The organism is Paenibacillus sp. PK4536, assembly GCF_028594455.2.
GTDB lineage: Bacteria > Bacillota > Bacilli > Paenibacillales > Paenibacillaceae > Saccharibacillus > Saccharibacillus nuruki.
The window spans coordinates 4,869,127-4,881,193 of the sequence record NZ_CP126313.1 but is presented as its reverse complement, the minus strand read 5'-3'; the positions used below and the strand labels follow the sequence as shown (position 1 = coordinate 4,881,193).

Below are 12,067 nucleotides of genomic sequence, written 5' to 3'. Positions count from 1 at the left end.
GAGCATAATATAAAGATTTTCGGATTTGTGTAGTATCATATTTATACTTTATTATCCTTAATATGTATTATTAACTAATAGATACAGATTAAGGATAAAATAAAAAAGGCATAAAAAAACTCCACCTTAAAATCACTACCCCTTTGCAGGTAGCACTTTTAAAGTGGAGTAATCGTTTAGCAATGACATACTAACTGACCAATCCGATTATATTATGACAAAAATGTGAATACTCTAAATTATACTCTTCTTTTGTGAAATTTCAAGACACATTTAACACACCATGCTAGCTATCTGTATTTGAAATCTACAAAATGAGGTGTATGATCAAAACATTACAGCAAGGAGGATTATCAATGAAAAAGGAAACTACTTTCAATGAAATCGTACGTAAAGTACGTAAAGATACATTTGGCAAAGGACCGGAACGGATTCATACGACCTTTGTAGATAATATGGCAATTACTAAAATGTGGGGCAATTTTACACCTACCGAAAAATTTATTGCTTTAACTTCTGAAGGCAAAGAAATGGTACACCGTGCGCGAACACAGATGGTGCAAGGACTATATGATCAGCATGTACCTGATGGTATGGAAGAATTATGCGGTTCTAAATTACAGCATTTGTTTACCGATATTAAGGTGGAAGATGATTTTGCCATCTCTGTATTTGTTTTCGAAAAAAATATTGAGCAAGGATGAGGCAGATGGATCTAGAATTGCAACAAGAGCGTACGATTGTGCGTTACCGGCGCGGACAAGTCACCACGATCACCGATCAGGTCGTTAGCGAACAACCGATTACTGTAAAAGTAAACGGCGAAGAATTTGTAACATTAGTCTGCACACCTGAGTATATTGAAGATATGACAGTAGGCTTTTTGGCTTCAGAAGGCGTGATCAAGCAGTATAGCGATATTCAAGAACTATGGGTACAGCCTGAAGAAGGTTTTGTCCATGTGCGTACAGATCGCTGGAAGCCACAGCATCGTCAATTATTTACCAAACGTTATATTACTTCTTGTTGCGGTACCAGCCGTCAGGGATTTGTTTTTTTTAATGATGCACGTACAGCCAAAGTTATAGATACAGTTAACGTTACTTTGTCTTTTGAAGATTGTTTTCGGCTAATGGAAGAAGTCCAACAAAGCGGGGAATTATTTCGTCATACAGGTGGTGTGCATACAGCCGCTTTATGCGATCCGAGTGGAATTATTGTGGCACGAAGCGATATTGGTCGCCATAATGCATTGGATAAAATTTATGGTTGGTGCCTCAAACAGAATCTTAGTTTAGAAGGTAAAATTATCGTATTTAGCGGTAGAATTTCTTCCGAAATTTTGACGAAAGTATCCAAAATTGGTTGTGAAGTAATCTTATCCAAATCTGCGCCTACAGGATTAGCTCTTGAGCTAGCCGATCATCTAGGCATTACAACTGTTGGATTTATTCGTGAAGATTCATGCAATGTATATACACATTCACAAAGAATTCTGGAATGTCAGGACATATCACCAGATTCTATGATACTCTAGTATGAAACCAAAAAATAAATACCAGAAGAAGATAATATTCTAAACTATCTTGCAACAAGGTAAGATGAACACGTTTCGAAGTCGATGTAAGACGGTACTAGCGAGGAATGGAGAGGTGTCTATGACTTCAAAAGATCAACATAATCGTATATTAAGAGACTTGCGCATCTCTGTCACAGATCGCTGTAACTTCCGTTGTCGATATTGTATGCCAGAAGAAATTTTTGGTAAGGATTATGCCTTTTTACCTAAAGAAAGCGTACTGACAGAGGAAGAGATCGGTCGAATTGCCAAAATATTTGTATCTCTAGGAGCCAAAAAATTACGAATTACCGGCGGAGAACCTTTACTGCGTAAAGACTTGCCTAATATTATAGAGCGTCTATCCACTTTGGATGCAGAAGATATATCGTTAACGACCAATGGTAGTCTGCTATCTCGTATGGCTGTAAGCTTGCGTCAAGCTGGACTTCATCGTGTTACCGTGAGTCTGGATAGTCTGGAAGACGATATGTTTTTGCAGATGAATGGAGGACGCAGTCGTGTTCAACCTGTACTTGATGGGATTGATGCGGCAGCTGAAGCAGGATTACAGGTCAAAGTAAATATGGTCGTACAAAAAGGATTCAACGAAGATGCAGTTGTACCGATGGTCGATTATTTCCGCCAAAGAGGTCATATTTTACGTATGGTTGAATATATGGATGTAGGAAATAGTAATGGTTGGAATCGTGAGCATGTAGTCAGTAAGCAAGAATTACTGGATCGGATCGGCGAACACTTTCCACTTCAACCGGTTGCACCGAATTATGATGGTGAAGTAGCAACACGTTATCAATTTGCAGATGGTATTGGAGAGATTGGGTTTATTTCCTCGGTAACCGAAGCTTTTTGTTCATCATGTACACGAGCAAGATTGTCTGCTGAAGGGAAATTATATACTTGTTTATTTGCAACTAAAGGTCATGATCTTAGAGATTGGTTACGTTCAGACCGTAGCGATGAACAGATTGCAGATTATATACAAGCCGTATGGACCAATCGTAAAGACCAGTATTCGTTAGAGCGAGGATTAGCTTCTGACAAAAATGATCCGAATGGTCATAAAGTAGAAATGTCGCATATTGGAGGATAGAAGGGGCAACCCTTCTATTTTTTTATTTGCAAATGTAGCAGAATTGGGTATTCCAAAATTTTATTTGTCACAGTATTGACAAACTTTAAGCACCAGATTAATCTTAATGAGCAGTTAGCGATTATTATTTGAAGCAGACTCATAGAATGTTTTTGCTTTAAATCTAACGATCAAGTTGATTGGTATCCTTATAGGCGTCTGTAAGGGCATTAACCAGCATTAATTATTCTCTATCCTCTTTTTGAGCTAGATCTAAGAGGTCTATTGGAGCATTGTTAATGGTGGTTTTTTGGCGTTTTTTTATAGTTTATGATAACGACGATCTGTTACAACGATGATGAACATGGAGGGTTTACAATGTCTTTTTACACCCCGCAAGAAATTATGAATATCACCGCTGAAAATGGTCTAAAAAAATCAAGATTACCATTCTGGACGGTATTGATTTTGGGCTTTCTAGGAGGAGCATTTATCTCATTAGGATTTTTAGCTGATATTCGTGTGATTGGTACAGCACCCAAAGAATTAGGCTCAATCGCAGGCTTTTTTGGAGCCGCTGTCTTTCCAGTAGGTCTGATGTTGACGATTCTTGCAGGAGCAGAGTTATTAACAGGCAATATGATGGTGATGGCTATGTCGTGGTTTGCCAAAAAAATTACACTATCTCAAGTAATCAGCAATTGGGTATTGGTATTGCTATCTAATTTTATAGGTGCGATTGCAGTTGCTTACTTTTTTGGACATGTGGTTGGACTTACAGAAGGTGATTTTTTAGCTAAAACACTCGCAATTGCACATGCCAAAGTGGGCGAAGGTTTTGGTGAAGCTTTTGTATCTGCGATTGGTTGTAACTGGTTAGTCTGTCTGGCAGTCTGGTTAGCTTATGGCAGTAAAGATTCAGTCGGTAAATTTATAGGAATCTGGTTCCCGATTATGGCATTCGTTGCAATTGGATTTCAGCACGTGATCGCTAATATGTTTGTGATTCCAGCGGCTATTTTTGCAGGGTCTGATATTACATGGACGCAATATGTAGAGAATTTTGTGCCTGTCTTTTTAGGGAATTTAGTTGGAGGGGCTATCTTTGTTGCTCTTGCTTATTTTGGAGCTTATCGCTATACGACAGAGCTTGCTATGACGACAGAAGCAGTAAGTGATTCTAACCATTATCATGAGCAAGGATTAAGTAGCTCAGTGGTCAAAGTCAAACACTAACAGCCATATACGCATATCTATCTATAAAAAAAGAAGCATGACCGAATCGATACGGCAATGCTTCTTTTTTATAGAAATAAAGCTAAATATACAAATCCATCATGTCGCTATTAAGCCGAAGTTTTCTCGTCATGTGGTGTTGAAGTAGGAGTAGATGGTCTGACGATCGATTCAACATTATTAGTGTCTGCTGAATCAGCTACTTCATTCATATCGATCTGGAAGCGGTTCAGTTCGTGTTGCATTTCTTCGCGAATCTGACGAAGCATTTTCACTTTTTCGCTAGATTCTAAGAATGAACGTTGTTGTTCCACTGTAGAAGCTGTAATTTCTTCACTACCAGCCGCTGATTGTTCAGTGATTGCACTGATATTTTCGATCGCTTGATGAACCTGGCTACTCATATCTTGAGAAACTTTCATATCTGTTGCGAGCTTACTTACATGTTCAGCAATCTGTCCGACTTTACTGCTAATTGCCGCAAAGGAAGCATCTGTAGAACTTGTCGCTTGCTCTTGTTCCTGAAACAGATCAATACTTTGAGCAACAGAAGATTTTACTTTATTCATCGCTACAGTAATGCCTTCAACTGCTGCAAAAATTTGTTGTACCGCGGTCACAGATTGAGAAGCTAGCTTTTTCACTTCATCTGCAACGACAGCAAATCCTTTACCTGCTTCGCCCGCGCGAGCCGCTTCGATGGAAGCATTCAGAGAAAGTAAATTCGTTTGTGATGCAATTTCAGACACTAACTTGGTCATATCTGTGATTTGTTCTGCATTTTTTTCAAGTTCAGAGACGGTTTTCTCGACTTCAGCCATCGCAGAACGATTGTTAGCTACGAGTTGCAATTGTTGCTTCATCACAAGACTACCTTGTTCAATCGCTTGAATCGCTTCTTCACTATACGCCGCAGATTCTGTGGTCGTCTCTAGATTGGATGAAAATTTCTGTTGCATATCATCAACAACCATAACTGTTGTGCTCAAGTCTTCCGCAATCTTCTGACTACCGATCGCTAATTCTTCTGTCGAAGTAGCGACTTGATTCACAATCTCTTGCATCACATCATTGCTACGATCAATATCTTGCGCCATATTATCGACACGGACGCCTGCTTGATCAATAGAAGTTACGATACTACGCAAGTTATCAATCATAATATGGAATGAACGATTAAGATCATCGAGTTCGTCTTTACCTTTAGTCTCTGCTAACTTGATCGTTAGATCGCCATCAGCAATTCGTTGAGCGGCAATATTCATTTGTTGAGTACGACGTGCAAATTTACGTGCTGTCCATGTGTTAAATACGCCGACAGCAATCAGTAAGAAGATAGCGCCGAATAAAGCGATTTGCCAAGTGAGATCAATACTGTGTGTTAAGTCTTTAGTATATTCGGCATACCGTGTCTGAGTAAGTTCATTCAAAATATAAATATCGTTCTGAACGCCTTCGATACGAATACTTTGACGCTTGGCTTCTGAGCTATCATCGTTTGTTAATGCTTGTTGTGATGTGTCACTTAAGTCTTTGAATTTAGTCACTATTAAAGTTAGACGTGCTTGTTCTTCAGGCGTCTGTAACATGCCATTCGAAAGGGTATCGATCGTTGCTTGCGTCTGAGTCAATTGAGTATTTACACTCGATTTATTACTAGCTGACATGGTAAAAGAGAAGTTAGCTAAAGCTTGCCCTGTCTGTACCATATTACCATCTAGCTGTTTGACATTTAGCATAGCTGGAACGAGATTATTGTTTTGTGAGTTGATATTAAGTAGTTGAAAAATAATGTATGCGACAAGAATTAAAGAAGCGATCAGCGAAATCATCGCATTTAATACTAATTTACCTTGTATTTTCATAAGATCCTCCACGTAGTTACTTTTAAATTCAGGAGCTATATTAGATTGATTAAGAATTTAGATCAATTTTGATCTCGCCTGAAATCAATTTTTTCTTTAAATCTTCTAATTGTTTTTGTTGTTCTTCGGTTAATTGAATAACATGAATATCGGTTAAGCCTACACCATCACCAGTTAGACCAAACACCATGTCTTTTTCTTTAAACGTTTTATTGTTTTTGGCAAAAGATTGTAATGCGCTATACAAAGCGACATCGACATTTTTGATCATCGAAGTCAACACTGCTTTTTCAGCTACGAAAAATTGATCGCTATCTACACCAATCGCATATTTACCTTGTGTCTGTGCTTCTTGTAAAGCACCTACGCCCGTCAAACCTGCTACAGTATAAATCACATCTACATTTTCATTTTCAATCATTTCTTTCGCTGTTTTGGCACCTAGTTCTGAATTACCAAAGTCACCTGTGTAGTTGGTTACAAAAGAAATATTAGAATTTACAGAGCGAGCCCCTTGTTCAAATCCAGATTGGAATTTATGCAATAATGGGGATTCTACACCACCCAAAAATCCAATACGATCAGATGTACTTGCCATAGCAGCTACAGCGCCTGCCAAAAAACTACCTTCTTCTTCTTTGAACGTGATCGAAGCAACGTTAGGTAGCTCTGAAGTCTCATCTACAATAATAAATTGTTTGGTAGGATTAGCTTTAGCCGCTTTTTCTAGACTTTCTTTCATGATATAACCAAGTCCAATAATGATATCGCTGTTTTCTTTCGTTAACTGGTTAAACGCTTCATCATACGTTTTGGTCTGAGAAATTTCTTTATAATCAAAGGTAATACTTTCTTCATTTCGTGCCTTTATTAATCCGCGAAAAGCAGCATCACTATAAGATTGATCACCTAAGCCAATATCCGATAATACAATCCCTACTTTGATTTTGTTTGCCCCTGTGGCAGCTTCTGTTTTTGTTTGCTGAGAAGAGCAAGCACTTAGTAATAACATGATTGCGATTAAAGCAGTCAATCCAGATAGAAACGTTTTTTTTCTCATCATACTTCTCCTATTCCCCTCTAATCCCAAAATAAATAACTTCCTTTCTTATATCGGTTGATGAGAGAAGTTCGTTTATAAAATTTTATTGATAACAACCTAATCTTTTAAATTCAAAGTATTTATTGAAGCACAAAATAGTTTTTTTGAAATTAATGCTTGGATGCGACACTGTGACAGGGTATGATAGACAATAAAAATACGAATTCGTTATTACTGGAGGAGAAGCATGAAGTATATCAGTACTAGAGGACAAGTAGAACCAAAAGGATTTATTGACACTGTATTAATGGGGCTTGCTGATGATGGCGGTCTAATGGTACCCGAGCATATTCCGGTGATTGCTCCTGAAACGTTAAATGAATGGAAAAGTCTAAGTTATGTAGATTTATTCCTCACTATATTTTCTTACTATACGAATGATGAGATTCCAGCAGAGGATTTGAAAGATTTAGCGACTCGCAGTTATGCTAATTTCCGTCATCCTGAAGTGACACCTGTGACTAAGATTGATGAATCTCTTTATATTATGGAATTGTTCCACGGACCTACATTTGCATTCAAAGATGTAGCTTTACAATTTATGGGTGAATTCTATTCCTATGTATCCAAAAAGCAAAACGAGATTATTCATATTTTGGGAGCAACATCCGGGGATACTGGCGCTGCGGCTATTCAAGGGGTGCGTGGTAAAGAAGGAATCAAAATCTGTATCTTACATCCACATGAGAAAGTAAGTCGTGTACAAGAGCTACAAATGACAACAGTGGATGATCAGAATGTACTCAACTTATCGGTTAAAGGTAATTTTGATGATTGTCAGAAGATTATTAAAGAGTTGTTTGGCGATCTCAATTTCAAAAAAGAATATCATCTACGTGCAATTAATTCGATCAACTTTTTGCGGATTTTAGCACAAACGGTGTATTACTTCTATGCTTACTTGCATATCGATCAAGGACAACACCAATTGAAAAAGATTAATTTCAGCGTACCTTCCGGTAATTTTGGTAATATCTTTTCAGGATTTTTGGCTCAAAAAATGGGATTGCCGATCAACAAACTGATTATCGCAACCAATGAAAATAATATTTTAGAGCGTTTTGTACAAACAGGTGAATACAAACCGGGTGATTTCAGAAGTACACATAGCCCTTCGATGGATATTCAAGTGGCCAGTAACTTTGAACGTTATCTTTATTATTTTGTAGGTGAAGATGCTACTAAAGTCTCCGAATATATGAACGTTCTCAAAAGCGAAGGACAAATTGTGATGACAGGCGAAGATCTAGCCAAAGTACAAAGTGACTTTGCGGCTTATGGCGCTTCCAATCAAGAATGTCTGGATACGATTTTGAAATATAAAGGCAATCATGATTATTTACTTGATCCTCATACAGCATGTGGGATTACAGCTTATGAGAAATATCAAGGAGACGATGAGATTTGTATTACTTTAGCCACTGCTCATCCAGCCAAATTTGATGAAGCCATTATTCTATGTGAAATTGAGCAAGAGTTCCCTGACGAAATCAAAGCACTATTCTCCCAACCGCAACATCAAGAAGTGGTTGAACATGATACAGCAGAAATTGTACGTCAATTAGAAGCTTTTTACACATTAGCGTAGTTCTAACCATATGACCGAATAAACATCCTTGTATTCTTTATATTCTGTTCAGGTCACCAGCCAGAAGAATAGATATAAAGAAAAGGATGTTTTTTGGTATGTACACGTAATGAGCTTTATTGACGATCATTCTTTGCTTCGTTAAAATTAAAGACATCATACATCTTGATTATATACAATCGCTTTTGACCAATATCATAAAGAGTACAGATAGAGCTAAACGCTAGGAAGTAGGGATCGATATGAAATTTTCAAAAGCTACCAATTATGCACTGCATACAATGGTCTATCTGGTGCAACAGGAATCGAATAAGCCTATCGGAGTGCAACAAATTGCAGAGACCTTCTCCGTCTCACCAACCTATTTATCCAAAATCTTGACCAAGCTGGTCAAAGCAGGCATTATTGAATCGGCTTCAGGAGCGAATGGAGGATATCGCTTAAGACGGAAGCGTGAAGAGATTTCATTTCTGGAAGTGATTCATGCTATAGAGGGCGTTAATTCTTTATTTACAGGCTGTTTGAATAACAATGATCAATGTGCTATTCAGCGAGTGATGTTCGAAGCAGAAGGTCAGATGGAACACTATCTCAAAGAGAAAAAGTTGATCGATGTGTCTATCCATTCGGAGATGACGATATAAAATAAGCTCCTTTTTGATCCAGTAGATCGCAGGTAATTATATCTGCGATCTTTTGTTTGCGTTAAGCCTATATTAAAATGGGTACTAAGAGGAAGCTGTATATGTTACAAGTTATGTATATTCATTGTTATACGAGGACATATTTGGGTCTGTAGAAAGGATGATATAGGAATGCTGCAACAGAATCTAGTCGAATGGCAACAACAATGGAAGCAATTATTGCACCAATTGGAGCTAAAAGGAGCAGACACTGCACTGCTCTGGGAGGAACCAGCTACAGATCAAGAAATTACTGATATTGAGCATCAATTAAAGATTACATTGCCAGAAGAGTTAAGAAGTCTGTTGCAAGATGGTGGCAAAAGAGTCATGGTCTACTGGAATATTTCATATGCTCAAACGGCTCCTTTTGAGTTATCTGGAGATACGGGTTGGGATATAGAAAGTATAGATTTTTCCGACTTTGGAGACGATGAACAGATTGATCAGAAGCGTTACTTATGCTTTTACCATGCAGGTAATGGCGATGAGCTGGTATTGGATCTGTATAGTAATCCTCAGCGTCCAATGGTATTCCACTGGGCACATGAGACAGGCGAATTTCATATTCTAGCTGTCTCGCTTACTGACTTTTTGAATAAAGTCACAGAACTGAGTTGTATCGGTGCAGAAGAATGGCAGTACCAGCCGTTTATCGATAATTGTGGATTGAATTTGTATAGTAAGCCTGCCAAGCAGTGGCAACAATGGATTCATGATTATCTGCATTTTACGTTAGAAGACGCAAGTCAGGATCTAAATCAATTGATTCGTTATACAGAATTAAATGGAATAGAAGATGATACGGTTCAAACTTTTGCACATTATCATCCAGACGAAGTATTACAAGCATGGCTTGAACGGATTCAGATCGAACATACACAGTCTATCAAAGACGGATTAATCGAATATACCGGATTAATTAATCGACATCATGCTGCGGATTGGGTGCGCAAATTATGGGATTTACCTGAAGATCAACGGATTAATTCATATATTCTTGCCTATCTAACAGCAATTTGCTTACCAGAAGATGAAGGTTTGGAACGGATATGGAGAAAGATTGAAGAAAAAGAAAAGGAAAAAGAGCGCAAATTAAATGGCTATGAAGCGAATACCGGTCTCAAAAATTTTCACAGTCGCAAAGTTATTCACTGGATCAAAGATCGAGTCACTTTTCCATACGATGGTTGGGATCAGCTCTTTGCCGTTTCGAATCCACAGAGTGAAGATTATATAGAGTGGTTACAAGGCAATGATGCACAGCGCCAGATCGCCATTTCAGCACTGGGCAAATCGGTACAATTAGATCAAACGTTTCACAGAGTTGAACAAGTTGAAAGTGTGCGTGTATTATTAGAACAGGCTATGAACAAAGCTGTAATTAAAAAAGAAAAGCGAATTATCGCAGAAGCGTTGAAAGTATTGGATCAATACAATGTTCAATAAGTAAATAAAGAATGATTTATAGTGGAGGCTAACTACGTGGTTCTGGTTATATTGTCGTGTCTTATTTTTGTGATCACATTAACATTTGTGATCTGGCAACCACGGAATCTGTCGATTGGTTGGTCTGCTTGTGGAGGTGCAGTCCTTGCGCTTCTGTTGGGTGTAGTGAGTTTTCATGATGTCTGGGATGTTACCTTGATCGTCTGGAATGCTACACTGGCTTTTGTTGGGATTATATTGATCTCGCTGATTTTGGATCGAGTAGGGTTATTTGAATGGGCAGCACTTCATGTCGCTCATATCTCCCGTGGTAACGGTGTACGGATGTTTATCTATGTAGGTATTCTGGGCGCTATTGTATCTGGACTATTTGCTAATGATGGAGCAGCACTGATCTTAACACCGATCGTTTTGGCGATGGTGCGTGCACTCAATCTGGATGAACGTAAAGTGTTTCCTTTTATTATTGCAGGTGGGTTTATCGCAGATACGACATCATTACCGCTAGTAGTGAGTAATCTGGTGAATATTGTATCTGCTGATTATTTTGGGATTACATTTATGCAATATGCAGGGCATATGATTGTGCCTAATCTATTCGCACTGATTGCCAGTATCGGTGTATTGTATCTTTATTTCCGCAAAAGTATTCCTCGTACGTTTGAAAGTACTCATTTAAAACCACCTATGGATGCTATTAAAGATGTACGGATGTTTCGCTTATCCTGGATCGTGCTGATTGTATTATTAATTGGCTACTTTGTGAGTGAATTTTTGAATATTCCGGTATCGATTGTTGCAGGAGTTATTGTCATTATTTTCTTAATTCTAGCACGCAAAAGTCCAATTGTTCCTGTCAAAGAAGTACTTAAAAATGCTCCGTGGTCGATTGTCTTTTTCTCTATCGGCATGTATGTCGTAGTCTATGGATTACGTAATGCAGGCTTAACCGATCTGTTAGCTACCTTAATTCAGAAGATAGCCGACCAAGGACTGTTTGCAGCTACGATTGGTATGGGCTTTATTGCAGCGATTATATCATCAGTGATGAATAATTTACCAACCGTTCTGATCAATGCACTTGCTATCAAAGCAACTGTAACATCAGAACCGATTCGTGAAGCACTAGTGTATGCGAATGTGATTGGTTCCGATCTGGGTCCTAAAATAACGCCGATTGGTTCTCTAGCTACTTTATTATGGTTGCATGTTCTGGCAACCAAAGGAATCAAAATCTCATGGGGAACCTATTTTAAAATCGGAATTATTTTGACCATTCCGACATTATTAATTACGTTACTTGGATTATATTTATGGTTATTGGTCGTATAATCATTCATCTGTATGCATGGTTAAACGTACGATTTCAACAGTATTGTTTCTCACAAAGAAGCGGTACTGTTTTTTTATGATTAATATTGTAAACGTTTACAAAATAAAGGATGTATATGGTGGCATAGATAACAACAGAAGCATATAATAGTCAATGTAGA

At 38.0% G+C, this 12,067-nt stretch carries 10 protein-coding genes; 8 read left to right on the top strand and 2 right to left on the bottom strand.

Translation table 11 applies throughout. The annotated features are described in order from the left end of the window. Positions 1-356: 356 nt before the first annotated feature. From PO903_RS21585 to PO903_RS21570, 4 genes are all read left to right on the top strand, one after another. A complete protein-coding gene (locus PO903_RS21585) occupies positions 357-704 on the top strand; it encodes a Na-translocating system protein MpsC family protein (RefSeq protein ID WP_069330010.1) in 348 nt (115 codons plus the stop codon). A gap of 5 nt (positions 705-709) precedes the next feature. Further along, positions 710-1,537, top strand: coding sequence for a formate dehydrogenase accessory sulfurtransferase FdhD (gene fdhD, locus PO903_RS21580; RefSeq protein WP_137223413.1), 828 nt, complete (start codon positions 710-712; stop codon positions 1,535-1,537). A gap of 115 nt (positions 1,538-1,652) precedes the next feature. After that, complete coding sequence (moaA, locus tag PO903_RS21575; protein ID WP_137223415.1) at positions 1,653-2,672, top strand: GTP 3',8-cyclase MoaA; 1,020 nt, start codon at positions 1,653-1,655, stop codon at positions 2,670-2,672. Positions 2,673-3,029: 357 nt separating this feature from the next. Further along, positions 3,030-3,887, top strand: coding sequence for a formate/nitrite transporter family protein (locus tag PO903_RS21570; protein ID WP_273594535.1), 858 nt, complete (start codon positions 3,030-3,032; stop codon positions 3,885-3,887). Positions 3,888-3,997: 110 nt separating this feature from the next. Here the strand turns inward: PO903_RS21570 and PO903_RS21565 are convergent, their stop codons facing one another. Next, the gene (locus PO903_RS21565; protein ID WP_273594534.1) at positions 3,998-5,752 is read right to left on the bottom strand and encodes a methyl-accepting chemotaxis protein; all 1,755 of its coding nucleotides are present in this window, start codon (positions 5,750-5,752) and stop codon (positions 3,998-4,000) included. Positions 5,753-5,801: 49 nt separating this feature from the next. Continuing rightward, entirely contained in the window at positions 5,802-6,812 is a 1,011-nt protein-coding gene (locus PO903_RS21560; RefSeq protein WP_069330005.1) for a BMP family lipoprotein, read from the bottom strand. 229 nt (positions 6,813-7,041) lie between these two features. Here PO903_RS21560 and thrC point away from each other — a divergent pair, with 229 nt between their 5' ends. The 4 genes from thrC (at position 7,042) to PO903_RS21540 (ending at position 11,906) form a co-directional block, all read left to right on the top strand. Further along, the gene (gene thrC, locus PO903_RS21555; RefSeq protein WP_273594533.1) at positions 7,042-8,442 is read left to right on the top strand and encodes a threonine synthase; all 1,401 of its coding nucleotides are present in this window, start codon (positions 7,042-7,044) and stop codon (positions 8,440-8,442) included. Between the two features lie 242 nt (positions 8,443-8,684). Then, positions 8,685-9,086, top strand: coding sequence for an RrF2 family transcriptional regulator (locus PO903_RS21550; RefSeq protein WP_069330003.1), 402 nt, complete (start codon positions 8,685-8,687; stop codon positions 9,084-9,086). Between the two features lie 171 nt (positions 9,087-9,257). Continuing rightward, entirely contained in the window at positions 9,258-10,574 is a 1,317-nt protein-coding gene (locus PO903_RS21545) for an SMI1/KNR4 family protein (protein ID WP_273594532.1), read from the top strand. A 36-nt stretch (positions 10,575-10,610) separates the two neighbouring features. Next, the gene (locus PO903_RS21540; RefSeq protein WP_193555952.1) at positions 10,611-11,906 is read left to right on the top strand and encodes an arsenic transporter; all 1,296 of its coding nucleotides are present in this window, start codon (positions 10,611-10,613) and stop codon (positions 11,904-11,906) included. The last annotated feature ends 161 nt before the right edge of the window (positions 11,907-12,067 follow it).